The sequence below is a fragment of the Bradyrhizobium sp. MI1.10 genome (assembly GCF_055811035.1).
On record NZ_JBVVPN010000020.1, the window covers coordinates 57,553 to 81,373 of the forward strand.

General features: G+C 63.0%; 25 protein-coding genes, 1 tRNA gene and 2 pseudogenes. 7 read left to right on the plus strand and 21 right to left on the minus strand.

Annotated elements, in window-relative coordinates:
• Positions 1-33: 33 nt before the first annotated feature.
• Positions 34-1,452, minus strand: coding sequence for a M20 family metallopeptidase (locus AC0L3K_RS21570; protein WP_035993690.1), 1,419 nt, complete (start codon positions 1,450-1,452; stop codon positions 34-36).
• A gap of 285 nt (positions 1,453-1,737) precedes the next feature.
• Here AC0L3K_RS21570 and AC0L3K_RS21575 point away from each other — a divergent pair, with 285 nt between their 5' ends.
• The 3 genes from AC0L3K_RS21575 to AC0L3K_RS21585 all read left to right on the plus strand — a co-directional run bounded on the left by AC0L3K_RS21575 (position 1,738) and on the right by AC0L3K_RS21585 (position 4,097).
• On the plus strand, positions 1,738-2,709 hold the full coding sequence (locus tag AC0L3K_RS21575) for a S1C family serine protease (RefSeq protein ID WP_007597405.1): 972 nt from the start codon (positions 1,738-1,740) through the stop codon (positions 2,707-2,709).
• A 28-nt stretch (positions 2,710-2,737) separates the two neighbouring features.
• On the plus strand, positions 2,738-3,808 hold the full coding sequence (locus tag AC0L3K_RS21580; RefSeq protein WP_473366863.1) for a phospholipase: 1,071 nt from the start codon (positions 2,738-2,740) through the stop codon (positions 3,806-3,808).
• 82 nt (positions 3,809-3,890) lie between these two features.
• The gene (locus AC0L3K_RS21585) at positions 3,891-4,097 is read left to right on the plus strand and encodes a hypothetical protein (RefSeq protein WP_007597407.1); all 207 of its coding nucleotides are present in this window, start codon (positions 3,891-3,893) and stop codon (positions 4,095-4,097) included.
• Between the two features lie 79 nt (positions 4,098-4,176).
• On the opposite strand, the gene AC0L3K_RS21590 is transcribed toward AC0L3K_RS21585, so the two are convergent.
• The 5 genes from AC0L3K_RS21590 to AC0L3K_RS21610 form a co-directional block, all read right to left on the minus strand.
• Complete coding sequence (locus tag AC0L3K_RS21590; RefSeq protein ID WP_219680537.1) at positions 4,177-4,836, minus strand: DsbA family protein; 660 nt, start codon at positions 4,834-4,836, stop codon at positions 4,177-4,179.
• Between the two features lie 87 nt (positions 4,837-4,923).
• Positions 4,924-5,646 (minus strand): LrgB family protein, encoded by a 723-nt coding sequence (locus AC0L3K_RS21595; RefSeq protein WP_007597415.1) that lies wholly within the window; start codon positions 5,644-5,646, stop codon positions 4,924-4,926.
• A complete protein-coding gene (locus AC0L3K_RS21600; RefSeq protein WP_219680620.1) occupies positions 5,643-6,026 on the minus strand; it encodes a CidA/LrgA family protein in 384 nt (127 codons plus the stop codon). The genes AC0L3K_RS21595 and AC0L3K_RS21600 overlap by 4 nt, the downstream gene beginning before the upstream one ends.
• 44 nt (positions 6,027-6,070) lie before the next feature.
• The gene (locus AC0L3K_RS21605) at positions 6,071-6,547 is read right to left on the minus strand and encodes a PaaI family thioesterase (protein WP_007597420.1); all 477 of its coding nucleotides are present in this window, start codon (positions 6,545-6,547) and stop codon (positions 6,071-6,073) included.
• Between the two features lie 3 nt (positions 6,548-6,550).
• Complete coding sequence (locus AC0L3K_RS21610) at positions 6,551-6,979, minus strand: acyl-CoA thioesterase (protein ID WP_473366864.1); 429 nt, start codon at positions 6,977-6,979, stop codon at positions 6,551-6,553.
• A gap of 110 nt (positions 6,980-7,089) precedes the next feature.
• Here AC0L3K_RS21610 and AC0L3K_RS21615 point away from each other — a divergent pair, with 110 nt between their 5' ends.
• On the plus strand, positions 7,090-7,638 hold the full coding sequence (locus AC0L3K_RS21615) for a TetR/AcrR family transcriptional regulator (protein WP_007597422.1): 549 nt from the start codon (positions 7,090-7,092) through the stop codon (positions 7,636-7,638).
• Between the two features lie 46 nt (positions 7,639-7,684).
• On the opposite strand, the gene AC0L3K_RS21620 is transcribed toward AC0L3K_RS21615, so the two are convergent.
• Positions 7,685-8,176, minus strand: a complete 492-nt coding sequence (locus tag AC0L3K_RS21620; protein ID WP_473366865.1) for a hypothetical protein — start codon at positions 8,174-8,176, stop codon at positions 7,685-7,687.
• A gap of 201 nt (positions 8,177-8,377) precedes the next feature.
• On the opposite strand from AC0L3K_RS21620, the gene AC0L3K_RS21625 reads away from it, so the two are divergent.
• Positions 8,378-8,662, plus strand: coding sequence for a PsiF family protein (locus AC0L3K_RS21625; RefSeq protein WP_007597424.1), 285 nt, complete (start codon positions 8,378-8,380; stop codon positions 8,660-8,662).
• A gap of 98 nt (positions 8,663-8,760) precedes the next feature.
• A complete protein-coding gene (locus AC0L3K_RS21630) occupies positions 8,761-9,846 on the plus strand; it encodes an AbrB family transcriptional regulator (RefSeq protein ID WP_007597426.1) in 1,086 nt (361 codons plus the stop codon).
• A gap of 3 nt (positions 9,847-9,849) precedes the next feature.
• Here the strand turns inward: AC0L3K_RS21630 and AC0L3K_RS21635 are convergent, their stop codons facing one another.
• Positions 9,850-10,389, minus strand: coding sequence for a disulfide bond formation protein B (locus AC0L3K_RS21635; RefSeq protein WP_473366866.1), 540 nt, complete (start codon positions 10,387-10,389; stop codon positions 9,850-9,852).
• Positions 10,390-10,543: 154 nt separating this feature from the next.
• On the opposite strand from AC0L3K_RS21635, the gene AC0L3K_RS21640 reads away from it, so the two are divergent.
• Positions 10,544-10,628, plus strand: a tRNA-Leu gene (locus AC0L3K_RS21640).
• Positions 10,629-10,843: 215 nt separating this feature from the next.
• On the opposite strand, the pseudogene AC0L3K_RS21645 reads toward AC0L3K_RS21640, so the two are convergent.
• From AC0L3K_RS21645 to AC0L3K_RS21705, 13 genes and pseudogenes are all read right to left on the minus strand, one after another.
• Positions 10,844-11,194: pseudogene (locus AC0L3K_RS21645) on the minus strand (aldehyde dehydrogenase family protein); the annotation flags it as partial.
• A gap of 15 nt (positions 11,195-11,209) precedes the next feature.
• A complete protein-coding gene (locus tag AC0L3K_RS21650; RefSeq protein WP_473366867.1) occupies positions 11,210-11,992 on the minus strand; it encodes an alpha/beta fold hydrolase in 783 nt (260 codons plus the stop codon).
• 148 nt (positions 11,993-12,140) lie between these two features.
• The gene (locus AC0L3K_RS21655) at positions 12,141-14,063 is read right to left on the minus strand and encodes an acyl CoA:acetate/3-ketoacid CoA transferase (RefSeq protein ID WP_473366868.1); all 1,923 of its coding nucleotides are present in this window, start codon (positions 14,061-14,063) and stop codon (positions 12,141-12,143) included.
• Positions 14,063-15,184 carry a class III poly(R)-hydroxyalkanoic acid synthase subunit PhaC gene (phaC, locus tag AC0L3K_RS21660; RefSeq protein ID WP_007597434.1) on the minus strand — a complete coding sequence of 374 codons (1,122 nt, stop codon included), beginning with the start codon at positions 15,182-15,184 and terminating at the stop codon, positions 14,063-14,065. Before phaC ends, AC0L3K_RS21655 begins: the two co-directional genes overlap by 1 nt.
• A complete protein-coding gene (locus AC0L3K_RS21665; RefSeq protein ID WP_007597435.1) occupies positions 15,181-15,855 on the minus strand; it encodes a poly(R)-hydroxyalkanoic acid synthase subunit PhaE in 675 nt (224 codons plus the stop codon). The genes phaC and AC0L3K_RS21665 overlap by 4 nt, the downstream gene beginning before the upstream one ends.
• A 22-nt stretch (positions 15,856-15,877) precedes the next feature.
• A complete protein-coding gene (locus AC0L3K_RS21670) occupies positions 15,878-17,050 on the minus strand; it encodes an iron-containing alcohol dehydrogenase (RefSeq protein ID WP_219680563.1) in 1,173 nt (390 codons plus the stop codon).
• Complete coding sequence (locus tag AC0L3K_RS21675) at positions 17,047-17,661, minus strand: adenylate kinase (RefSeq protein ID WP_035995301.1); 615 nt, start codon at positions 17,659-17,661, stop codon at positions 17,047-17,049. The genes AC0L3K_RS21670 and AC0L3K_RS21675 overlap by 4 nt, the downstream gene beginning before the upstream one ends.
• Before the next feature lie 21 nt (positions 17,662-17,682).
• A complete protein-coding gene (gene ppa, locus AC0L3K_RS21680; protein WP_219680565.1) occupies positions 17,683-18,210 on the minus strand; it encodes an inorganic diphosphatase in 528 nt (175 codons plus the stop codon).
• Positions 18,207-19,109: pseudogene (locus tag AC0L3K_RS21685) on the minus strand (AMP-binding enzyme); the annotation flags it as partial. The gene ppa and the pseudogene AC0L3K_RS21685, both read right to left, overlap by 4 nt.
• 143 nt (positions 19,110-19,252) lie before the next feature.
• Complete coding sequence (locus AC0L3K_RS21690; protein WP_007597440.1) at positions 19,253-19,621, minus strand: phasin family protein; 369 nt, start codon at positions 19,619-19,621, stop codon at positions 19,253-19,255.
• A gap of 72 nt (positions 19,622-19,693) precedes the next feature.
• A complete protein-coding gene (locus AC0L3K_RS21695; RefSeq protein WP_354199956.1) occupies positions 19,694-21,352 on the minus strand; it encodes an acetolactate synthase large subunit in 1,659 nt (552 codons plus the stop codon).
• Positions 21,353-21,426: 74 nt separating this feature from the next.
• A complete protein-coding gene (locus AC0L3K_RS21700) occupies positions 21,427-22,749 on the minus strand; it encodes an MFS family transporter (RefSeq protein WP_007597444.1) in 1,323 nt (440 codons plus the stop codon).
• 3 nt (positions 22,750-22,752) lie between these two features.
• Positions 22,753-23,790, minus strand: a complete 1,038-nt coding sequence (locus AC0L3K_RS21705) for an isocitrate/isopropylmalate dehydrogenase family protein (RefSeq protein WP_007597446.1) — start codon at positions 23,788-23,790, stop codon at positions 22,753-22,755.
• Positions 23,791-23,821 lie beyond the last annotated feature (31 nt).

The following is a 23,821-nucleotide window of genomic DNA, read 5'->3' on the forward strand; positions in this document are numbered from 1 at the left end:
TCGCCGCATCAGACGAAGTATCGAGGCGAAATTCTACGCCACGGACATGTCGAGCGGCGGCGCGACGTGGTCTGGCAGCGGGCAGACGTAAGGCGTCTTGGCCGTCCGCTTCTCGAGGTCAGCCTTGGCAGCCTTGATCAGCTCCGGGTCCGTCAGCGCCTTGATGCCGATGCCGGCCATCGCCTTAGCGGCCTGCACCATGGCCTTGTGCGCATGCGCGCTCTTGCCCTGCGCGACCACCTGCCAGGTGTGGAAGGGCGTGCCGATTGCAACCGTGGGTGCGTGGACCTGCACGGTCGGCACGACCCAGCTCACGTCGCCGACGTCGGTCGAGCCGACCAGCGGATTGCGCTTGGCATCGAGTGGCACCAGGAAGTCAGCCAGCGGCCGGTCGGTCGGCTCCATGCCGATCGCGTAATAGACCGACTCGATGTCCTTGTCGCTCAGCGTCGCGCGGATCTCCGTGGCAAAGCCCTTGTCCGCGTCGTCGAAATGCGGCGGTCCGAGTTCTTCCATGACCCGGTGCAGCGCCTGCTCCAGCGGCGTGTTCGGCAGGATGTTGGAGACCGCGGAGATGATCTTCATCTCGACCTTGGTCTCGGTCATGAGCGCCGCGCCCTCCGCGATCTTGCTCACGCGTCCAACCAGCTCGTTCATGCCGGGCAGATCACGGGCACGGATCGAATAGCGCACGCGTGCATGCGCCTGCACCACGTTCGGGGCGATGCCGCCGGTGTCGAGCAGCGCGTAGTGCACGCGCGCGTCGCTCGGCATGTGCTCGCGCATATAGTTCACGCCGACATTCATCAGCTCCACAGCGTCGAGCGCGGAGCGGCCGAGATGCGGCGAGGCTGCCGCATGCGAGGTGCGGCCGGTGAAGATGAAATCGGCGCGGGTGTTGGCGAGTGACGGCGTCACCGCGACTTCCCAGAAGCTGTGCGGATGCCAGGTGATGGCGATGTCGGCGTCTTCAAATGCACCGGAGCGTACCATGAACGCTTTTGCCGCGCCGCCTTCCTCGGCGGGGCAGCCGTAATAGCGCACGCGGCCCGGCACCTTGTTCTCGGCGAGCCAGTCCTTCACCGCGGTCGCGGCGAGGAGAGCTGCGGAACCGAGCAGATTGTGGCCGCAGCCATGACCGTGGCCGCCGGTCTCGACCGGACGATGCTCCGCGACGCCCGCCTCCTGGCTCAGGCCCGGCAGCGCGTCATATTCCCCCATGAAGGCAATGACCGGTCCGCCCTCGCCCCATTCGCCCATCACCGCGGTCGGAATGCCCGCGAGCTGCTCGGTGATGCGAAAACCCTGATGACGCAACTCGGCGAGATGTTCTGCGGCGGACCGCGCCTCGGTGTAGCAGACCTCGGGCATGCCCCAGACCTTGTCGCTGAGGTCGATGAAACGTGCTTTGATCGTGTCGATGCCACGCCAGATGTCGCTGCGGTTGTCCATGCTTCGGTCCGTGATCCCTGGGTCAAACGAAGCGGCAATGGTTAGCAGCTTCATTGTACGGCGCCTAGCACCTCGCCGGACAGCAGCCATGCGGTCAATGCCGGAGAGCCGCCCGACCGACCCGTGCATGAACCGGTCCTGTGCCTTTCAAAGATTTCATACGGCGTTCTCTGGAATAGTTGGGAACGAGGCTTTCAAGACGGCCTCCTCCGGCCTAAATTATCGGTGCTTCGCGTGTCGTTCCGCTAGCCACGGCGGAGCGATGCTCTCAGCCAGGAGAACTCCATGCCCGCTCTGACCGAATGGAGAGTGCCGCCGGCCAATCAGCCGCGGGCGAGCGATTATGATTTCGATCTCGACCGCGCGCTCGCCTCCGTCGTCGGCCTGCATGCCATCATCCCGCCGGACGCCTTCAGTGCCGAGACGCTGGGGACCGAGCGCGCCGGCAACGGCGTCGTGATCGACCACGGGCTGGTGCTCACCATCGGTTACCTCATCACCGAAGCAGAGTCGGTGTGGCTGCATGTCGGAGACGGGCGCGTGGTGGAGGGACATGTGCTCGGCTTCGATGCCGTCACCGGCTTTGGCCTGGTGCAGGCGCTCGGCCAGCTCGAGGTCGACCCCTTGCCGCTCGGCATCTCGGCCGAGACCCGGCTCGGCGACCGCGTCGTGGTCGGCGGCGCCGGCGGACGCACGCGTTCGGTCGCGAGCCAGATCGTGGCCAAGCAGGAATTCGCGGGCTACTGGGAATATCTGCTGGACGAGGCCATCTTCACCCATCCCGCGCATCCGAACTGGGGCGGCACGGCGCTCCTCAACGAGCGCGGCGAGTTGATCGGCATCGGCTCGCTCCAGCTCGAACGCGAGCGCGACGGCAAGGCCGAGCACGTCAACATGATCGTGCCGATCGACCTGTTGAAACCGATCCTGGACGATCTGCGCAAGTTCGGTCGCGTCAACAAGCCGGCACGGCCGTGGCTCGGACTCTTTTCGACCGAGATCGACAACCGCGTGGTGGTGATCGGGATCTCCGCCAACGGTCCGGCCGCCCTTGCCGAGCTCAAGACCGGCGACGTCATCCTCGCGGTCGACGGCGAGAAAGTCACGAGCCAGACCGGCTTCTACAAGAAGCTGTGGAGCCTCGGCGCTGCCGGCGTCGACGTGCCGCTGACGGTACATCATGAAGGCGTCACCTTCGACGTCACGGTAACCTCGACCGATCGCTTCAAGCTCTTGAAGGCGCCGAAGCTGCACTGACAAGCCGAACTGAAGCAAGGAAACGACGATGAGCGAGGCCGTCGTTGACGATATCGTGGCCGTGCTGCCGCCGCTGCTCAATGCGCTGGAGGCGCTCGCCTTCTTTCAGCGCAACCTGCACCCGCCGGCCTTCGGCTCGGTGATGAACGCGATCGGCGCTCCCGACGAGGCGTTGCAAACGGTGCGCGCGGCAATCGGAGAATGGCCGGAACAGTTCACCGGACTGCGCGAGCGGCTCGATCGGGCCTGCGACGAGACGCTCGCCGCCTTTGCCGGCCTGCGCGAGGTTGAGCGTCGCAATGGCGATCTCGTTGCGGTCTTCCGCGCGCTGCGCCACGTCCCGCGCGCGCAGGAGGAACTCTATCCGTTGGCAGTGCAGTTTCCGCCCGTGAGCAGCTTCTTCCTCAACGCCGCCAATCGCGAGAATGCCGACCTGTTGTCGCGACTCGAAGCCGGCGCGGACGCGCACACCGGCATCATCCACGATCACAACGAGCCCGGCAGCCGCGGCGGCTTTTCGGTCTACGTGCCTGAATATTACACGCCCGATCTCGCCATGCCGCTGGTGATGGCGTTGCATGGCGGCAGCGGCAATGGCCGCGGCTTTCTGTGGAGCTGGCTGCGCGATGCCCGCAGTCTTGGTGCGATCCTGGTGGCGCCGACCGCGACCGGCCCGACCTGGGCCCTGATGGGCGACGATTCCGACACGCCCAACTTCATGCGCATTCTCGATACGGTGCGCAGCCGCTGGACCGTCGACGCCTCGCGCATGCTGCTGACAGGCATGAGCGACGGCGGCACCTTCTGCTACGTCACCGGGCTCGACGGCGCCTCGCCCTTCACGCATCTCGCGCCGGTGTCGGCGACCTTCCATCCGCTGATGGCGGAGATGGCTGACGCCACACGCCTGCAGCGGCTGCCGATCTTCATCGCACACGGCAAGCTCGACTGGATGTTTCCGGTACAGACCGCGCGGCAAACGCAGGCGGCCCTCGCCGCCGCCGGCGCGAATGTCACCTATCGCGAGATCGACGACCTCAGCCACACCTATCCTCGCGAGATCAACGCGGAGCTGGTGCAGTGGCTGAATGAAGCGTGAACGGATCGTCCTTACCTGCGCCGTACTGCCGCGGAACTATCATTCCGGGCCGACGTTATCGCCCGTCATCGGAGGTTTCGCCATGCGGATGTTTCTTGGAATGATTTTGGGCGCGCTGCTGCTTGCCTGCAGCGTGTATGTCTATGACTCCATGCAGACGTCGTCGGTTGCTAATGGCGAGGTTGCGACGACCAATCGCACCATCGTAAACTGGGATGTCGCAAAGGCCGATTGGGAAGCGCTGCGCGATCGCGCGCACAAAGATTGGGTCCGCATCTCCTCGAAGTAACGACGTGGTATCATGAATGAAATGAGGCGCCGTCGCGGGTCCGCGGCGGCGCCTTCGTATGCGGTGAATATCGCTCGGCTCAGTTCATCTTGGCCTTGCGGGCGTCGGCGATGACCTGCTCGAACTCGTTCATGCTGAGCACGCCCGGCACGCGGTACTTGCCGACGATGAAGGACGGGGTGCCGCGGAAACCGAAGGCTTCGGCCTGCTCGTTGTTGCGCTTGAGCACGGCGTCGATGTCCTTGGCGTGGTCTCCGAGATCGCGCTTCAACCGATCCATGTCGACGCCGGCGGCCGCGAGCAACTCGTTGATGCGTGGATCGGTCAGGCGCGAGCTGACGCCCATCATGGCGTCATGGGCCTGGTGGTATTTGTCCTGGAATTTCGCCGCGAGCGCGGTCCGCGCCGCCGTGACCGAAACCGGACCGAGGATCGGCCAGTCCTTCATCACCAGCCGGACCTTGCCGTCGTCCTGGATGACCTGACGCAACTCGGGCTCGAGCTTGCGGCAATAGGGGCAGTTATAGTCGGACCATTCGATGATGCTGATATTCCCGTCAGGATTGCCGGCGACGGGAACATCTGGGTCGCGCAGCACCTTGGCTTCGGTCAGCACCTCGTCTTCGTCGGTCGCCGCGCGCGCCGCGGTGATCCCACCGGCGACAAGGGCGCCCGCCCCGATCAGCGTCAGCGCCGCGCGCCGCGTCGGCACAAGGCCCTTGTTCCTGAATCCAACCATATCTCGTTCCATTTCGGTCCCATCTCCGTCGATACGGTTCGAGACTGGGAATTGTTACAAATCATATAGAGTGTCGCGGCGCCGATGTCATCGCACCAGCAGCGTGACCGCCAAGGGTACCAGGAAGGAGGTCACCAAAGCGTTCAGGCTCATGGCGATCCCGGAGAAGACGCCGGCGATCTCGTCGACCTGGAACGCTCGCGCGGTCCCGATCCCGTGCGCGGCAAGGCCGGCGGCAAAGCCGCGGGCGCGGAAATCGCTGATACCGGTGCGGTTCATCAGCGGCGTTACGATGATCGCGCCCATGATGCCCGTGAGGATGACCGCAACCGCGGCCAGCGAGGGATCGGCGTGCAGGGATTCGGCGATGCCCATGGCAACGCCGGCCGTGACGGATTTCGGCGCGAGCGACAAAACCACGTCGCGCGGCAGACCGGCGAACTCGGCCAGCAACACCACGGACACCACGGCGGTGACCGATCCCGCGACCAGCGCCACCAGCATCGGCGCGATCGAGGCGAGGACGCGCTTGCGGTTCTCGTAGAGGGGAACGGCCAGCGCGACCGTCGCGGGCCCCAAGAGGAAATGTACGAACTGCGCGCCGGCGAAATAGGTCGTGTAGGAGGTGCCGGTTAGCAGCAGGAAGGCGCCGACGATCCACATCGCATGCAGCACGGGATTGGCGAGGGGATGACGCCGAGTCGCCAGCGACACGGCGTCCGTGCCGGCATAGACCAGCAGCGTCACGGTCAACCAAAGCAACGGCGACTGCGAGAGATAGACCCAGAGCGAGAACGGATTGTCCTTCATCGCGCGTCCTGTTGCCTCAACAGGCGGCTGACCAGGCGGAAGGTGAGTACGGTCGCGAGCAGCGTGACGACCACCGACAGCGCGAGCACGAGAATGATGGCGATGCCGTGGGACGCGAACAGATCGAGCTTCTGCACGACGCCGACCCCGGCCGGCACGAACAGCAGCGACAGATGCGCGAGCAGACCCTTGCCGGCCGTCTCGACGCCATCATCGCGCAGCGGCCCGCGCGCGAGAAGCGCAAAGCGGTCGCGCGCGAGCAGCAGAATGAGGAGCAGCAATAGGCCGAGTACCGGGCCCGGCATCGGCAAGCCGAGGCTGCGCACGATGGCTTCGCCGATCAACTGGCAGAGCAGAATGAGACCAAGACTTGCAAGCATGATTTTGGCATCAAGGGATGCGCCGGCCGTCTTGTCAATCACCGCTATGCAGCGGGCGTGCGCGGTTCGTGCGAAGCGGCAACGCGCGGCAGCATCGCCATCAGCGTCCCGGTCATCGTTGCGATCAACGTGACCTTGCCCTCGTGCTCGGCAAACGCCTTGGCCTCGCAAAAGGTCAGCGTGCGGCCGGGCTTGACCACCTCTGCCTTGAAGACGAAACGCTCGCCCCGTGCCGGCGCGAGCAGCGTGGTCTTGAACTCGACGGTGAGGATATCGGCCTCGCGCGGCATCAGGGTGAAGGCAGCGACACCACAGGCGTTGTCGAGCCCTGCGGTGATGATGCCGGCGTGGACAAAGCCGTTCTGCTGTGTGAGGGCCGGCGAATGCAGCATGGCGAGTTCAGCCTCGCCCGGCGCAAGGCGGACGATCACGATGCCGAGCGTGTGCATCGCCGGCTGGCCGTCGAACATGGCGATGGCAGCCGCGCGATAACCCGGGTTCTTCGGCTCGTATGCGGCCATGGCTCAGGCCTCCGCGGGCTCGGCGAGATGCCTCAAAGCGAGCTCGCGAATGGCATCCGTGAACGGCACAGATTTACGCAGGCTGCGGTCCATGTGCACGCCCGTGATCTCGCACAACGCGGCGATCTCGCCGGTCTCGGCATTGGTCATGTCGTGCCGGAAGCGGATCGATTTGTCGCGGATCTCGAGCAGGTGACTGCGGATCTCGACGATGTCGCCGGCGAGCAGCTGGCGCTTGTAGGTGATGTTCTGCTGCACGGCGGCCATGCCGCGGCCGGAGCCGCGCAGGTAGCTCGGCGTGAGCCCGAGGCGGGCGAACAGATTCCAGTTGGCTTCGTCGAACTTGCCGACATACCACATGATGTTCATGTGGCCGACGTGATCGCACTGCCACGGATAGACCGTGCCGCGATAGGTCGCCTCCTGCTCCATCGCAATTCTCCCTGGCTCTTTCCCACCTTTGGTTATTGATACGGTAGCGTATCAACCTCCTCCCGCGTTAGCAATACGGCACCGTATCAAGAATCGGCGAGGCTTCCCGCATGAGTGACGGCAAAGGCGATGTCTGGGTCGAGGCAGGGCTCACCGAGCTCGCCCGATCGGGGGTCGAGGGGGTGCGGGTCGAGGTGCTCGCCAAGAACCTCGGCGTCACCAAGGGCGGCTTCTACCGCCGCTTCGCCGACCGTGCCGCGCTGCTCGGTGCCATGCTGGAACGCTGGCGCGAGGGGCGCTCAACGGCGATCGCGCAGCAGACGAGCCTCGATGGCCAAGACCCCCGTGAACGGCTGAGGGCGGTGATCCAACTCTATTCCGAGCGGCTCAATCCGGACGGGATGGCAATCGAGCTTGCGATCCGGCAATGGGCCCGCTCGGACGAGGGCGCCGCGACAGCGGTGGCGAACGTGGACGCGGCGCGGCTGAAGCACGTCGCCGAACTCTATCGCGCGACCGGCCTCGATACCGAGGCAGCCGAAGCGCAGGCCTTCCTGTTCTACTGCTTCATCTTCGGCCAGAGCCTGCTGTTCGTCGAGCGCGGCCCGCGCAAGCGATCGCAGCTCGTGGCGAAATCGGCCGAGAAGCTACTGGATTAAGCAAGAGGCCGGAGCTTGGCCCCGGCCTCTGTGTCGTCTTGAAGCGTCAGGCGGCGCCCTTCAGCTTCTTGTTGCATTCGCTGTAATAGCCGCCGCCCTTCTCGATCCACTTCATGCCGCCATTGCCGTTGGTGGTCTTGTTGGCGTTGTACTGGTCGACGCAGGTGTGCAGGCGCCCCTTGCCGGGGGTCTCCTTGGCGTATTTCGGATCGACCGCGTTCGGATAGATCGCGGGGCCGGCCGGCAGGGTCGGCGCAGCAGCCGGGGCGGCCTCCTTCTTCGCCTGCTTCGGCTCGGCAGGAACGGCGGGCGCAGCAGGAGCGGCCGCGGTCGGCGCAGCCGCTGGCGTCGCGTCCGCGCCGCACTGGGCCTTGCGGAAGTCGTTCCACTTCGTGGTGCCGAGCGAGCCGTCCTTCTTGGCGGCCTGGTATTTCGCGCTGCACTCCTGCGAGGTCAGCGCCCGCGCCGGCGCACTTGCCACCAGCGCGGCAAAGCCCGACAGCGCAACTGCACACAGCAACTTTGATTGAATGGTCATCCTTGTCTCCTCCTTGATCTTCCCCCGAGGGAAGTGAACCGAGGATTGCTATCCTAGCGTGCTGCCCGCTCGCGACAAGGAAGCGATGGCTGCTGCCGCCAAAATATAGTGACCCTCCACGTTCGAATTATTCATGTCGCGTTCAGCAACGCCAGCCGACTTTCGCGCCCTTCGCAATTCCCGCAAGAAGAGTGCAGCACCATGACCTTCACATCTCGCCTCGCCGTCGTCGCTCTCGCCTCCCTTCTCGCCACCGGCACTGCCTTCGCGCAGACCGCCGCGCCGGCAGCAAAGACCGACACCAAGACCACAACCGCCGCCCCCATGGACAAGAAGGCACCGAAGGAGCACTCGGCCGAGTCGCTCGAATGCTCCAAGCAGGCCGACGCCAAGGGCCTGCACGGCAAGGAGCGCAAGAAATTCCGCTCCGAATGCATCAAGACCGCCAAGGCCGGCATGGCCGCGCCGGCTGCGGACAAGAAGTAAGTCCTTCCCCCCTGCTCGCGGCTTCGGCGAGAGGCGCGCGCATTGCGGCATGACGTGGCCGCAATTGTGCGCCTCTCGCTGATTTGCGATAAGGTGGTGTGAAGCAAATCACCGCCTCCCTGCCGTTCGAATGGCCGAGCCGTGCCAAGATCTTGAGCACGGTGGAAACGCTCGTCATTGGCACCGCCGGAGGCCTCGTGTTTCTGCTCGCGGGCCTTCCGGGGGGATTGATCTCGGGCTCCATGATCGCGGTCGGGGTCGCCGCGATCGCCGGTCGACAGCTGACGCTGCCGCCGATCCTGACCCAGACCGTGCTGGTGCTGCTCGGCATTTCGTTAGGATCAGTCGTCTCGCGCCACCTGCTTCAACAGGTCAGTGCCTATCCGCTCACCATCGGGCTGCTCGCGCTCGCGACCTTCTGCTCGACCTTCGGCTCCAGCTATTATCTCCAGCGCATCCACGGCTGGGACCGCACCTCGGCCTTCCTCGCCGGCAGCCCCGGCGCGCTGTCGCAGATCACGATCTTGGCGGTCGAGCGCGGCGCCGACCTGCCGGGCATCGCGGTGGTGCAGACCATGCGCGTCATCATCCTCACCGCGGCACTGCCCATGGTGCTGGCGTTCGCCGGCGTCGCACCCTCCGTCGCGCCGTCGCTGACGACGACGATTGCCTCGCCGCTCGACCTGGTCGAACTCGTCGCGGCCTCGCTGGCCGCGGCACTCCTCCTGCGGCTGATCAGGTTTCCGGCGAGCTGGATGTTCGGTGCGATGATCGGCTCAAGCGTGCTGCATGGCGCCGGCTGGGTCGAGGGCGGCCTGCCGGACTGGGTACGCGGCGTGGCGCTGGTCGGCATCGGCGCCCTGATCGGCAGCCGCTTCGCGCGGATGCGGATCAAGACGCTCGCCGGCCACATCAACGCGGCGCTGGGCTCGTTTGCCGTCGCCATCGCCGTCTCCGCGATCTTCGTCGGCATCGTGGCGCTCACCACGCAGGTGAAATTCTCTGATGTCGTGGTCGCCTACGCCCCCGGCGCGATGGACGCCATGCTGGCGCTGGCCCTGACGCTGCACATCGACCCGATCTTCGTCGGCGCACATCACCTCTCGCGTTTCGTCTTCGTGACGATCGCGACGCCGGGCATCGTGCACCTGTTCGGCCGGACGCAGGACGATGTGGATGATTGAGCCTCAGCGCTTCGCCGTCACAACGAAGCCCCATGCGGCGATCGCAGCCATCAGGAGCGAGATCAGCACGTTGTAGCCGGCAAGCGAGAGGCCGAGGAAGCGCCACTGCACCTCGTCGCAGCGGACCACCTTCACGGTGTCGAGCCGCGACAGCAGATCGGTGGCGCTGCCGAGATTGACGACGGGACCGGAGCAGTCGGTCGGTCCCTTCCAAAAGCCCCATTCGACGCCGGCGTGATAGGAGCCGAGCCCGGCATTGGCGAGGCTCGCCAGCGCAAGGATCGCAAGGCCCGCGAGCAGCAGCGGCCTCGGCGCACCGCCCCGCGCCGCGAGTGCGATGAGCAGGCCGAGGGGGATCGCGAGGTAATAGGCGTAACGCTGCTCCAGGCAGAGCGGACAGGGCACGATCCCGAGCACGAGCTGGAAGAACCAGGCGCCCGCGATCGTGGCGGCCGCAATCAGGGTCACAGCGAGCGAGGCAGTCAGAGCCGGGCTGGTGGCCGCCGATTTGAATGCAGGTATTGCGGCACTCTGGGTCGTCACGGCAGCCTCTTTTCGATGGGTCGCTTTCCAAGGCTGTAACGCCGGCTCATGCGGCTGTCGAGAACGGCCGGGATCACTTTGGCGCGGGTTGACCCCGCTTTGTCCATGGCTATAGTCCGCCGGCTTCGCGACGCCTGCTTAGGGCCGACCGAGGGCCCCTGTGGCGGAACTGGTAGACGCGCTCGACTCAAAATCGAGTTCCGCAAGGAGTGCTGGTTCGATTCCGGCCAGGGGCACCAAGTCTAGAATATAAATTATAACAATGACTTATTCGGCAGCCTCGATTCCGGATTCTCGGAAAAATTTTCGCCGCGAATTTTGATATTCCGAATGAAGAAAACTGACCGCTGAATGTTGCGACTAATTCCCTAGGTGGCTGCTCGCTCCTCACTCAAGCTAGGGCCGGAAACGGGAATTTTGCCGCCCTTGCGTGATCCGCGATGCCGGCAGTCGCTCAAGTGGCACAACTCTGGATTCCACCCATGCAGAGGTACTTGATTTCCAGATAGTCCTTGATGCCGTATCTCGAACCCTCACGGCCGTTGCCGCTCTCCTTGCCGCCGAACGGTGCAACCTCGGTCGAGATAAGGCCTTCGTTGATACCGACGATGCCGTACTCGAGCGCTTCGGCAACGCGCCAGACCCGTCCGATATCGCGGCCGTAGAAATAGGCCGCAAGTGCGAACTCGGTATCGTTCGCAAGCCTGATTGCTTCCTCTTCAGTCTTGAAGCGCAATACAGGCGCGACCGGGCCGAAAGTTTCCTCGCGGAAGACCAACATGTCCGACGTGGCATCCGCCAACACCTGAAGCGCTCAGCGTTAAGTGGGGTCGTTGCCGCTCAGAAACTGTGTCACGACCTCGATCTGGTCATCAGCGATCAGGGCCGGCGCATGCCCGCAGTCCGCGACGGTGTGAACGCGGACATTGCGATTGCGCCGCATCATGTCCTTGAGGACGCCTTCTGAAAGCAAATCCGATTGCTGCCCGCGTATCACAAGAATGGGGACGTCGATCGCGTCCCAGTATTTCCAGAGATCGACGCTGTAGTGCCAAGGATTTCGAAAGGCATGGGCGATATTCGGATCGCACAGCGGCCTGAAACAGCGTCCCTCCGCGCTCCAGACCACACTATGCGTTGTCAGATGCCGCCAGTGCGCATCCTCCAATCGCCCGAACGGAGCCAGAACCCGCCGGTAGTAGCCTTCGGCCTGTTCGATCGTCTCAAAGAATCTTGGCGCATCGTTGAGATTGGCGCCGAGGCGAAGCAATCCGGTCCAGGGCAGATAAGGCCCAATATCGTTGATGACGATGCGACGGATCGGACTGCCCGGAAGGGCAGCCAGCACCATCCCGATCAAGCCGCCCAGCGACGTTCCAACCCAATCGATCTCCGTTGCATCAAGAGCTGCCATCAACACCGACATGTCGCTGCAATATTGCGGCAAGGCATAGTCGCTGCTGTCGTGCAGCCGTTCGCTTTGTCCGCGGCCCGGCAAGTCCGGGCAGACGACCTGCCGCCCTGCCATTGCGAGAACTGCGGCGAGGTGATCGAAGTCCCGGCCGTTTCTGGTCAACCCATGGACGCAGAGCACCGGCCGCACTGCGGGCGCGGGCCCCCAATCCGTGAATGCGATGCGATGGAAGCTGCGCCGGGTCAGCCCGCGCACCGATCCGGTGCGGTCGGGCGCCCTCTGCCGTCCTTCAGGCCAGTCCGCGGGGCGCAACTCGGTGGATTTCAGCCCCATCGGTCTATTCGACAAACCGGTGGGCGTCGGCCGAGGTTTCGAAGATATGCGGCGCGACGTCGCGGCGGGCCAGCGCGTCGCCGAGCTTCAGGCGCATGAATGCGCTGGTGGTGTAGCGCGAGGCATGATCGTAGCAGGTCCGCTCGACCTCGGCGGCCATTGAAAACCATTTCTCCGCCATGTCGGGAGCGATGTAAGACGAATCGTAGTTGACGACTGCGGAAAACCGGCGTCCGACACGATGGAAGAGTTCGAGGATCGACGTCCGGATTACCTCGACGTCGGCATCTCTATGGACCCGATAGCCGTCAAGTCCGAGAAACAGCGTGTTGCGATCGGCATCGTACGACAGCCGCTCCGCCAGCGGCCGATTGAGCAGCCGGTCGTCGAGCTGCATCAGCGCTTCGCTGAACAGCGAAACATCCATGGATTTCGGCGCGCGGATGATGGGCCGAAAGCCCATGAGCGCGAGAATGTCGCGTTCCATATCGATACCCGGCGCGATCTCGATCAGTTCGAGACCTTCGGGAGTGAGGCGGAACACGCATCGCTCCGTCACATAGAGAACGGGCTGCCTGTTGGTTGCGGCAAGCTGGCCCGAAAACGTGATCTGATCCACCTTGCCGATGAATTTCGAGGACTTGCCTTCGCTGAGGATCTTGAGCTGACCATCCACGACCGACGTCTTGAGCCCAGCGGTGGTAAAGGTGCCTGCGAAGATCAGCCGGCGCGCATTCTGGGATATGTTGATGAAGCCGCCGGCGCCGGCCAGGCGGCCATTGAACAGGCTGACGTTGACGTCGCCGCGGCCATTGACCTGAGCCATGCCGAGACAGGCCAGATCGAGCCCGCCGCCGTCGTAGAAATCGAACATCTGGTTCTGGTCGATGATCGATTCTGCATTGATCGAAGCACCGAAATCGAGGCCGCCTTGCGGAATACCGCCGATGATGCCGGGCTCGGCAGTCAGCGTCACAAAGTCGAACAGCTTCTCTTCGGCGGCAACCGACGCAACGCCCTCGGGCATGCCGATGCCGAGATTGACCACGCCGCCCATCGGCAGTTCCAGGGCGCAGCGGCGCGCAATGATCTTGCGGTTATCCAGCGCCATCGGAACATTGCGATCGGCCGGCGCGCGCAATTCGCCCGAGAATGCGCCGTTGTAACCAGTGGCATAAGTCTGGACATGGTTTTCGGGCTGCGCAACGACGACGCAGTCGATCAAGACGCTCGGAATCTTGACGTGACGCGGATTGAGCGAGCCGGAGGCGGCGATGCGCTCCACCTGCGCGATGACGAACCCCTTGCAGTTCTTGGCGGCCGTTGCCAGCGCCAGATTGTCGAGGGTCAAGGCCTCTTTTTCCATCGAGATGTTGCCGTTGTGGTCGGCGGTGGTACCTCTGATGATCGCAACGTTGATCGGAAATGCCTTGTAGAAGAGCCATTGTTCGCCATCGATTTCGATCAGCCGCACCAGCTCTTCGGTGGTGCGCGCATTCAGCTTTCCGCCGCCATTGGCCGGATCGACGAAGGTGCCGAGCCCGACCTTGGAGAGAAGCCCGGCCTTGCGCCCCGCAATTTCGCGAAACAGATGCGATACGCATCCGAGTGGCAAGTTATAGGCCTCGACGTGATTGTCGACCGCCATCCGTGCGAGCTTCGGAACCAGGCCGAAATGTCCGCCGACCAGGCGTTTGATCAGGCCGGGATGCGCCAGGCGGTTGAGACCGCGATCGGCGCCATCCCCCGGCGCCGCCGCGAACACCAACGAAAGGTCCCGCGGCTCTCCGGTCTGCAGGAAGCGCCGCTCCAGCGCCTTGATGATCTCGTCGGGCGTTCCCACGCCGACGAAGCCGGACGAGGCGACGGTGTCACCGGAACGGATGATGGCCACCGCCTCGGCGGCGTCGACGATCTTGTTGCGCATCAGGCTTCACTTCCGGGATTGGCGTCGCGGGCGACCAGCCAGTCGGCAATGCTCTGGCTCAGCTTGCCCTGCGATTTGCTGGAGACGAACAGGCCGACATGGCCGCCGGGCAGCGGAATTTCGGTATAATCCGTGCTGCCGATCTTCGCGCCGAGCGCCCGCGAGCAGTCCGGCGGAATGATATGATCGTCCAGCGCGAAAACATTCAGCACCGGAGCCGTGATCGACTTCAGATCGACCCGACAGCCGGACAGTTCAAAGCTGCCATCGACCAGGCGGTTCTCCTGGTAGAGATCCTTCAGCCACTGCTTCGCCGCTTCGCCAGGATGATGCGGACGGTCCGCGAGCCACTTTTCCATACGGAGGAAATTCATGAACTTCGCCTCGTCATCGACGACGTCGATGAGATCGACATTGTATTTCGTCAATGAGCGCATCGGCGTCATCATCGAGAATACCGAGCTCATGAACTCGCCCGGCAGCACGCCGTAGGTATCGACCAGCTTGTCGATGTCATCAGGATCGAGGCTGCGGGTCCAGAGGTTGAGGAAGCCGTGGTGCGCGGCCTTGTCCTTGACATCGGCATGGAAGTCGATCGGGGTGATGGTGATGACGAGATTTTTTACCTTCTCCGGATGCAGAGCGGCGTAGCACGTCGTAAAGACGCCGCCTTCGCAGATGCCGAGCAGCGTGATCTTGTCATGGCCGGTTTCCTGCGCGATGCGGTCGACTGCAGCATCGATGTAGTCATCGACGTAATCATCAATTTTCAGCCATCGCTCGGTTCGGCCCGGCTGGCCCCAGTCGATCAGCCAGAGATCGAGCCCTTTTGAGAGCAGGCTGCGCACCAGCGAACGGTCGGGCTGTAAATCGGCCATGGTATACCGCCCGATCAGGCCGTAGGCCAAAAGGACGGGCGTCTTCGCGGTCGCTTCCGCCATCGGCTCGTAATGGAACAGCTCGACCTTGTCGCGGCGCATGACGAGATGCTTCGGCGTCGTGCCGATGGCGACGTCTTCATCCCGCGTATTGGCGATCAGCTGTGCCGCCTTGAACATTTTCTCGGCATTGGCCGCCATGTCGCGGGCGACGCGCAAGGTCTGATCCTCTTGATCGCTCATCGTGCGCCTTCGCTCTTCTGGTCGCGGATCTGGCGGGCGAGCGTACGGACTTCTCGGCGGAGTTCGGTCAATTGCCGCGTCACGTCGTCGAAATCCTTGCGAGTCGGCAGGCCCAACATGGCTGACGCCGCTTCAGCTACGTCATCCTGCCGACTCCGCAATTTGAGCCCCGCCTGGAGCAGCTCTTTCTGAGCTTGCAAAAACCCGTCGGTGCGCTGGTTACGGATCAGTTCCTCGTTGGAGATTTCGCTCCATTTGGCGAACGCCTCGCGCCACTCCGGATGCGGGGAGCCACCGCTAGCCGTTGCGGACATCGTCTCGTAAAACCGCTTCGACGCTTCAGGCCACGGCGCGGCAGCGACCGCATTGTAGCTCGCAAGCCGCTGACGCATCTCGATCCAGGCGCCAAAGGCCAACGCCATTTTCCGGTCGATGTCCCAGACGTCGGCAAGCCGCGGCCCCTGCGCCATTCGCTCGATCGCTGCCGACAATTCGTTGCCGTCGCCAAAACCACCCGGTTTCTCCGACAGACGCGCCAGCATGAACGGTGCCATCGACCCTGACCACGCCTCGACCATGCGGTTCGAGGATTCGGCCATCGTCTGCCAAAGCTTCGCCCATTCCAGGCCGGGATCGGAATCAACGGAAGCCGATTTGTCGTTCTCGCTCATGCTGCTCACTCTTTGTGCCCGTTCAGGCTGCCGCGCGGTTGCCGAACGCCTCGGTGTAGATCGCAAGCGCATCGTCGAAGCTCAATTCCCTGGGATTGTTGACCAGAAGCCGCGTCTGCTTCATCGCGTCCTCGGCGAGCTTCTTCAGGTCGCCCCTCGCGATGCCGACATCGGCCAGCGAGGCCGGCACGTTGCAATCCCGGCAGATCGCCGCGATCGCATCGACGAACAGCCGTGCCCGCTGGCTGACACTCATTCCTTCCGACTTGGGATCGACGATCGGCCCCAGTTCGGCGTATAGCCCTTCGGCCTCCGGCAAATTGAAGCGCAGCACCTGGGTCAGCACCAGGGCATTCGACAGGCCATGCGGCACGTGGAACAGCGCGCCGATCGGATAGGCCAGCGCGTGCACGGCGGCCACCGGGGAATTGGCGAACGCCATGCCGGCCAGCATCGAACCCAGCAGCATTTGCGACCGCGCTTCGAGATTGGATCCGTCCGCACAGACCGTCCGGACATTCGCCGACAGCAGGGCGAGAGCCTGCCGCGCCAACTGGTCCGACATCGGATTCTTCCGGTGCTTGCTGGTATAGGCTTCGATCGCATGGACCATGGCGTCGATGCCGGTCGCCGCGGTGACATGCGCGGGCAGGCCGAGCGTCAGCTCCGGATCAAGGATCGCCCAGTCCGGAAGCAGGCGGGGCGCAACGACGCCCTTTTTCTCGGTCGTCGGCGTGGTGACGATCGCGATCGGGGTCACCTCCGAGCCCGTTCCGGCCGTTGTCGGCACCAGCAGCAGCGGAAGGCGTTCGCCCTTGGCAAGGCCGACGCCGTAGATATCTTCGAGGCGATCAGGCGTCTTGGCCAGATAGGCCACCAGCTTCGCGGTATCGAGCGCGCTGCCGCCGCCAATCGAGGCAACCAGCTCGATGTCCTTGTCACGGCAAAGTGCGACCGCCCGCTCGATGATATGCGACGGCGGATCCGCCTCCACATCTTCGAATATTGTCAGTTCGCAGCCGCCGGCAACCAGGCCAGCCTCGGCGTTTTTCGTCAGGCCGGCATTGCGTACACCCTTGTCGGTCACCAGCAGGACACGTTTTGCCGCGTATCCCGCGACCAACTCCGCCAACTTCTTCGATGCGCCTGCCTCGAACAGGATGTTGGGCGGTGCCTGGAACGTAAAGGCTTTCATCTGACATCACTCCTGATCTGATCGGACGTTACTGCCGCAAGCGCCGCGGCGAGCTGTTCGGTCACGGCGTCAATCGGCTGCAAGCCGTCGACGATGTTGAGCAGTCCCTGCGACCGGTAGTATTCCGTGACCGGCGCGGTTTGCTCGCGATAAACGTCGAGCCGGGTCTTGAAGACCTCCGGATTATCGTCGCGGCGCACCGGCGCGCCTCGGCTTGCCGCCTCGTCGGCGCGCCCCTTGATGCGGTCGAGCAGTGCATCTTCATCGACCTTGAGCTCGAGTACCGCATCGAGCTTAATGTCCCGACTGGCCAGTTCCCGATCGAGCGCTTCGGCCTGGGCGACCGTGCGCGGGAAGCCGTCAAGGATAAAGCCGTTTGCCGCGTCGGAATGATCGATACGGTTGGCGATCACGGACACCACGACATCGTCGGGCACAAGTTCACCGCGATCCATGATGTGCTTGACGCGCAATCCCGCAGCCGTGCCTTCCGCGACCGCCTGGCGCAGCATGTCACCGGTCGACAATTGCGGAATCGCAAATCGAGTCACGATCCTCGTCGCCTGCGTGCCCTTGCCTGCGCCTGGCGGCCCCAACAGAACCAGTCTCATATCCTTGCCCATATCTCGGTTTTAGCTCTTTGCCCGGGCGATTGCCTCGACGATCAGTCGGCGCGCTTCAGCACTGTCACCCCAGCCGACCACCTTGACCCACTTTCCCGGCTCCAGATCCTTGTAGTGCTCAAAGAAGTGCTGGATCTGCTCGATCGCGATCTGCGGCATGTCGGCGATCCCGTTGACGTGGGCGTAGCGCATTGTCAGTTTTGGCATCGGCACGGCGATGATCTTCTCGTCGCCGCCGCCCTCGTCGTCCATCTTGAGTACGCCGATCGGCCGGACATTGATCACGGCACCAGGAGCGATCGGCCGCGAGTTGGCCACGAGCACGTCGATCGGATCCCCATCATCCGAAAGCGTGTGCGGCACGAAGCCATAATTTCCGGGATAGCGCATTGGCGTATACAGGAAGCGATCGACGAACAGCGCGCCCGCAGCCTTGTTCATTTCGTATTTGATCGGTTCACCGCCGATTGGGACCTCGATGATGACATTGACGTCTTCAGGAGGATTGTCGCCGATCGAGATCGCCTCGATATTCATTTCGGCCCCGTCTTTTGGCTATGGCAGTTCTTGATGAGATCATCGACCACGGCGGGATCGGCTAGGGTCGAGGTGTCGCCGAGCGCGCCAACTTCGTTCTCGGCGATCTTGCGCAAAATCCGACGCATGATCTTTCCAGAGCGGGTCTTGGGCAGGCCCGGCGCAAACTGAATGACATCGGGTGCGGCGATTGGTCCGATCTCCTTGCGGACCCAGGCCACCAGCTCCTTGCGCAATTCCCCGGATGGCTCCGCATCGGACATCAAGGTGACGTAAGCGTAGATGCCCTGCCCCTTGATGTCGTGCGGAAAGCCGACGACAGCGGCTTCGGAAACCTTCTGATGTGCCACCAGCGCGCTTTCGACTTCGGCGGTCCCCATGCGGTGGCCGGAGACGTTGATCACGTCGTCGACGCGGCCGGTGATCCAGTAGTAGCCGTCGGCGTCGCGCCGGCAGCCATCGTCTGTGAAATACTTGCCCGGATAGGTCGCAAAATAGGTTTGCATGAAGCGCTCGTGATCGCCGTAGACCGTGCGCATCTGGCCCGGCCAGGAATCGGCAATGACGAGATTGCCTTCGCACGCGCCGGTCAGCACGGCGCCATTTGCGTCTACAACTTCCGGCATCACCCCGAAGAACGGCAGGGTTGCCGAACCTGGCTTCAAAGCGGTCGCGCCGGAAAGCGGCGAGATCAGGATGCCAGCGGTCTTGGTCTGCCACCAGGTATCGACGATCGGACAACGTCCATCGCCGACGACGCGGTGATACCAATCCCAGGCCTCCGGATTGATCGGTTCGCCGACCGAGCCGAGCAACCGCAGCGATGCACGGCTGGTCTGTTTAACCGGCCCTTCGCCCGCACCCATCAACGAACGGATGGCGGTCGGCGCGGTATCCGACTTGTCTACGCGCACTTTGCAGCCCTTCCCGACGCATCATGATGCGATTGTCTTGAGCGAATGATGCACCGTCCGCACTCCGACCGCGTGCAGGCACCATCCTGTTATCAAGCGATACGATCGTCGCTTTGAGGCGAGCGGTCCTACTTATTCAGGTCAACGGTCGACGGCGGGCTCATCGCACTTGCAAGCTCGCGAAACTGCGCGTTCATTTTGTCCATCTGCTCCTTGAGATGGCTTTGGTAAACCGCACTCATTTCCTGCGGGTCCTTGGCATGCAACAGCCGTTGCGCAAGCTCGAAACCCGAAGCCACATTTTCCTCGGCGAACGCAACGGCCCTTTCGTTCATCTCCTTCGCAGCCGAATAGGTTGAGCGAACGCTGGAATCGGCCTTCTCTCTCAATTTCTGGGATTCGGTTATGTATTTCGACACAGCCTCTTTCGCCTTATCGAGCGTGGTCTGCGCCATTTCCCGCATCTTCTCGGCCTGCTCGTTGATCTGCTCACTCATTGCACTCTCCATTGCCGGCGTTTGCGATCACGCCAATTTCAGCTCAGCCAATCAATGACCCTTGCCGACGGCTCACACCGTCGGCTCAACGACCTGTTTCAGCTTCTCGCGAAGTTCATCCACCAGCACGCGCGTATTTTCGCTGTAGTCGATCGGCACCACGACGAGGTGCACACCGCCACCCTTGAACGCGTTCTCGAGTGTCGGAATCAGTGAATCCGTGCTTTCGACCCGCGAGCCTTTCGCGCCGTAGCTCTCGGCATATTTGACGAAGTCCGGATTGCCGAACGTGAGGCCAAAGTCCGGGAAACTATCGACCGCCTGCTTCCAGCGGATCATGCCATAAGCCGAATCTTCCAGGATCAGCACGACGAGATTCAATTTAAGGCGAACCGCGGTTTCCATCTCCTGCGAATTCATCATGAAGCCGCCATCGCCGCAGACCGCGAGCACGCGACGTTCCGGATGCAACATCGCCGCCATCATGGCGGATGGCAGCCCGGCGCCCATTGTCGCCAGCGCGTTATCCAGCAGCAGCGTGTTCGCCACATAGGTGCGATAGTTGCGGGCGAACCAGATCTTGTACATCCCGTTATCCAGCGCGACGACGCCGTCTTCGGGAATAACCTTTCGCACATCGTGCACGATTCGTTGCGGCGTCGGCGGCCAGCGCTCCTCGGTGGCGCGATCGCCGATCCGGGCCAAAATACTTTCGCGAAGGCTTAACAGCGCGCCGGCATGATGCAGTCGCCCCTCGAGACGGTCCGCCAGCAACTCCAGGCTCGGCCCGACATCGCCGACCACCTCGCACTGCGGAAAGTAGACCCGCTCCACGTTGGCTGGCGTGTAGCTGACGTGGATGACTTGAGGACCTTTCGGGCCCATGATGAATGGCGGCTTCTCGATGGTGTCGTGACCGATGGCAATAATCAGGTCGGCCCGGTCGACCGCCTCGTGCACGTAATCGCGCTCGCTGAGCGCCGCCGTTCCCATGTAGAGATTGCTGCCGCCGGGCACCGTTCCTTTGCCCATTTGTGTGGTGAAGAACGGAATTTTCGTGCGGCGGACGAAGCCGCCGATGCCAGCCGTGCTGCGCGGCCGGGACGCGGCAGCGCCGAGCATGATCAAGGGCCGCTTGGCCTTGAGGATCATGTCGGCGGCGCGGTCCAGCGAGGCGCGATGGGCGACCGGGATCTCGATCGGATGCGGCGCCACCATCGCGACGTCTTCGGCTTCCTCGCCCGCGATGTCCTCGGGCAGTTCCAGAAGAACCGGACCCGGACGCTCTTCCATGGCGATCCGGAAGGCATCGCGAACGATTGTCGGAATGCCGCTTGTGCTGACGATCTGGAGCGACAGCTTGGTCAACGGCTTGAATGCGCTAACGACGTCGACGATCTGGAATTTGGCCTGCCGGCTGCTCATGATGCCCTTCTGACCCGTGAGCATGATCATGGGCATGGCGCCGAGCAACGCGTAGGCGGCGCCAGTCGTCAGGTTCAATGCGCCCGGGCCTAGCGTGGTGATGCACACGCCGGGCTTGCCGGTCAGCCGTCCATAAGTCGCGGCCATGAAGGCCGCGCCCTGCTCGTGGCGCGTCAGGATCAGCTTGATCGACGAGTTGCGCAAGCTTTCCACGACATCGAGATTCTCTTCACCGGGAACGCCGAAAATTCGGTCGACGCCCTCGTTCTCGAGTGCGGCAACCAATAGATCTGACCCCTTCGGCATTAGCGCGTCTCCTTTTTCAATTCACTTCTCAGCAGACACCGTCCCACGCATGGACGAAGCCCGTGGTGTTCGATTCAGATCCGGCCATCGCCTTCGAGATAGCCTCGCGTCCTCGTATCTGGCATCCAGAGCGAGGCAATGAAGGCGACGAAAGCCATCGCCGCGACGTACCAGAAGAATACCGTTTCGTATCCGGACGATTTCAGTGACAACGCAACATATTCGGCGGTTCCGCCGAACATCGCATTTGCAATGGCGTAAGGAAGCCCGACCCCAAGCGCGCGCACCTCGGGCGGAAACAGCTCGGCCTTCACGACGCCGCTGATCGAGGTGTAGAAACATGCAATCATGAGGCCGACCATGATCAGGCCGAAAACGGCATAGACGTTGGTCGTGCCGGACAACATCATCAACAGCGGCACCGCGGCGAGCGTCGCGCATCCGCTGAACAGAAGCATGTTGTTGCGGCGACCAATCCGGTCCGAGAGCGCCCCGAACACCGGTTGCAGCAGCATGAAAGCGATCAGCGCCACGGTCATGATCGAGCTGACCACCTTGGCATCGAGCTTCACGCTGTTGACAAGGAACTTCTGCATGTAGGTCGTGAACGTATAGAAGAAGAGCGACCCGCCGATGGTAAATGCGAGAACGATCAGGAGCGCGCGCTTGTGACGCAAGAGACCGGAGAGAGAACCAGCCTCCTTGCGATGCATGGTCTCGGCCGACGCCGTCTCCTGCAACGAGCGGCGGAGATACAACGCCACAACCGCTGCGACGGCTCCGAACAGGAACGGAACTCGCCAGCCCCATTCCTTCAGCTCGTCGAGGGACAATGTCTGTTGCAGAACCACCACCACGAGGAGCGCGAGAAGTTGCCCGCCGATGAGCGTGACATACTGGAAGGACGAATAGAACCCGCGGTTGCCCTTGCCGGCAATCTCGCTCATATAAGTTGCCGCCGTTCCATACTCGCCGCCGACCGACAGGCCCTGCGCCATGCGCGCAAACAGCAGCAAAGCCGGCGCTGCGGCGCCGATTGTTTGGTACGTGGGTAGCATCCCGATCATCAGCGATCCGGCGCACATCAGGAGCACCGACAGCACCATCGAATTCTTGCGGCCATGCGCGTCGGCGATCCAACCGAACAGCCAGCCACCGAGCGGCCGCATGAAGAACCCTACGGCGAAAATGCCGGCCGTCGCCAGCAACTGGCTGGTCTGGTCGCCCGACGGGAAGAACGCGGCGGCGAAATAGATCGAGGTAAATGCGTAAGCATAAAAGTCGTACCACTCGACAAGATTTCCCGATGAGGCTGCCACGATCGCTTTGATACGCGAGAGCTTTTGCGCCGTGCTATCAGCGGGGATTGCCGCGTGCGATGCAACAATAGCGGTCATTGCTTACCCTCCCAATCGACGGATGATGCTTTGCGTGAAGTCGCCAGTGGACGCCTTGCCGCCCAGATCGGGCGTGCGAACGCCGTCCTTGCGCAGGACCTGATCAATTGCCGCTCTAAGACGGTTTGCAAGATCAGGCTGATCAATGTGCTCCAGCATCAGCCCGACCGCCAGCAGTAAAGCCAGCGGATTGGCGATTCCCTTGCCGGCGATATCCGGCGCCGAGCCGTGCACGGCCTCGAAGATCGCCGCATCCGGTCCAATGTTGGCACCGGGAGCCATCCCGAGACCGCCGACCAGGCCGGCGAGCTGATCGGACAGGATGTCGCCGAACAAATTGGTGGTGACGATGACGTCGAACTGCCAGGGATTCATGACGAGCTGCATCGCCGTGGCATCGACGATGCGATCGTCCATTTTGACCCTGCCCTCGTACTTCTTTGCAACCTCGTGCCCGACCTCGAGAAAGATGCCGGTCAGCGCCTTCAGCACGTTGGCCTTGTGCACGACGGTCACCTTCTTGCGACCGTTCTTGAGCGCGTAGTCGAATGCGAATTCGATGATCTTGCGCGATCCTTCGCGGGTGTTGACCCCGGTCGAAATGGCGACCGCGTGCGGATCGTCCCCGATCGGGATGTAGTGTTCGAAAGCGACATAGAGGCCGCCGAGGTTCTCTCGCACCAGCACGATATCGATGTCGTCGAATCGTCCTCCGGGAACCATGCTTCGAACCGGCCGCAAATTGGCGTAAAGGCCGAATTCTTCGCGCAGACGAACATTGATCGAGCGGAATCCTCCCCCCACCGGCGTCGTCAGCGGGCCCTTCAGGGCGAGCCGCGTGCGTCGGATGCTGTCCAGCGTCGCCTGCGGCAGCGGATCACGGCTTGCCTCGATCGCGGCCAGGCCCCCCTGCTGGATGTCCCATTCGAATGGAGAGCCGAGCGCTTCGAGAATGTCTACGGCCGATTTCACGATCTCGGGGCCGATACCATCGCCTGGAATGAGCGTGGCGGGCCGCTTCGTTTTGGATTGAGCAGACATTTTTATATCCTGGTGGAGAGCCGCGGGGATT